This window comes from Bacillus sp. JJ1566 (assembly GCF_036962685.1).
Lineage (GTDB): Bacteria > Bacillota > Bacilli > Bacillales > Bacillaceae_L > Ferdinandcohnia.
In genome coordinates, this window is the sequence record NZ_JBALOP010000009.1 from 3,425 (window position 1) to 5,061 (window position 1,637).

Sequence of the window (1,637 nt, forward strand, 5' to 3'; positions counted from 1 at the left end):
ACCTCGTGTGGGCCAAAAACGAACTACTAGGCCGAAAAAACCTAGTAGTTTTCTTTTCTAGTTGTGATTTCTTTAGTAAAATAAAAGAAAGAAGGCGAAAAAATGGCAAAGGAAATAGAAATTTCAACAGACTTTATCACATTAGGACAGTTTTTAAAGCTTGCGGATGTCATCCAATCGGGCGGAATGGCAAAGTGGTTTCTTAGTGAACATGAAGTCTACGTAAATGGAGAGCTAGAAAATCGCCGTGGAAAAAAGCTAGTAGAAAAGGATGTAGTTGACATTCCTGGCTTTGGAACGTTTGTCATATCAAATGCTTAAGCAGTGGGGGATCTGCCCCTCTCGCTTGTACGCAAAGGGTGAATCCATTTGTTCATAGAAGAAATAGAACTAACGAATTATCGAAACTATGAAAAACTATCCATACAATTTGAAGATAAAGTCAATGTCATCTTAGGTGAAAATGCCCAGGGCAAAACAAATGTGATGGAATCCATTTATGTTTTAGCGATGGCAAAATCACATCGTACCTCAAATGATAAAGAATTGATTCGCTGGGATGAAGAATATGCTAAAATAGAGGGTAGGGTTCAAAAAAGGAACGGCCCCCTTTCCATGCAGCTTGTAATCTCTAAGAAGGGTAAAAAAGCGAAAAGCAACCATTTAGAGCAGCAAAAGCTGAGCCAGTATGTTGGAAATATGAACGTGGTCATGTTTGCCCCGGAGGATTTAAATCTTGTCAAGGGAAGTCCACAGGTGAGAAGACGGTTTATTGATATGGAAATTGGTCAAGTATCCGCTGTTTATTTACATGACTTAAGTCAGTACCAAAAAATTCTCCATCAACGAAATCACTATTTAAAACAGCTTCAAACTAAAAAGCAACACGATCAAACCATGCTTGATGTATTAACCTCACAATTAATTCAAGCAACTGCTAAAATTGTAAAAAAAAGGGTTGAATTTCTCATCTTATTACAGAAATGGGCTGAACCCATCCATTACGGAATCAGTAGAGGGCTCGAAACACTTCAAATTGAATATAAACCGTCTATTGAGGTATTAGAAACCGCTGATTTGTCGAAAATGGTAGATGTATACGACGAAAAATTTGCTAAAATAAGAGAGAGGGAAATTGAAAGAGGCGTTACATTAGCGGGGCCCCATCGGGATGACCTTGCATTTTTTGTGAATGGCAAGGATGTTCAAACCTTTGGTTCCCAAGGTCAGCAACGCACAACAGCCCTATCGTTGAAGCTAGCAGAAATAGAATTAATTCACTCCGAAATTGGGGAATACCCAATTCTATTATTAGATGATGTTCTTTCGGAACTGGATGATTTTAGACAGTCCCATTTATTAAATACAATTCAAGGCAAAGTGCAAACCTTTGTCACAACAACAAGCGTAGAGGGAATCAATCATGAAACATTGAATCAGGCCGCAACTTACGCCGTGTCTGCAGGAGTCATAACAAAGCTTAAATGAGGTGATGAAGTTTGTTCATACATTTGGGAGACAATGTAATGGTTCGTTCATCAGATGTCATTACGATATTAGATCGACAGCTTTTAAAATCCTCCTCTATCGTTAATGAATTTTTAGAAGTACAAAAAGACAGAGTGGTAGAATTGTCT

At 38.2% G+C, this 1,637-nt stretch carries 3 protein-coding genes; all 3 read left to right on the forward strand.

Translation table 11 applies throughout. The features are described 5' to 3' along the window. The first annotated feature begins 102 nt into the window (after positions 1 to 102). Positions 103 to 321, forward strand: a complete 219-nt coding sequence (gene yaaA / locus V7112_RS05495) for a S4 domain-containing protein YaaA (protein ID WP_335416526.1) — start codon at positions 103 to 105, stop codon at positions 319 to 321. A gap of 48 nt (positions 322 to 369) precedes the next feature. Then, positions 370 to 1,488 (forward strand): DNA replication/repair protein RecF, encoded by a 1,119-nt coding sequence (gene recF / locus V7112_RS05500; protein ID WP_335416528.1) that lies wholly within the window; start codon positions 370 to 372, stop codon positions 1,486 to 1,488. Between the two features lie 23 nt (positions 1,489 to 1,511). Then, on the forward strand, positions 1,512 to 1,637 hold a 126-nt coding region (remB, locus tag V7112_RS23810; RefSeq protein WP_438823862.1), incomplete at its 3' end, for an extracellular matrix regulator RemB.

Excerpts from the sequence above, each read along its gene's own strand:
- yaaA (WP_335416526.1), top strand. The coding sequence starts at position 103 with ATGGCAAAGGAAATAGAAATTTCAACAGACTTTATCACATTAGGACAG.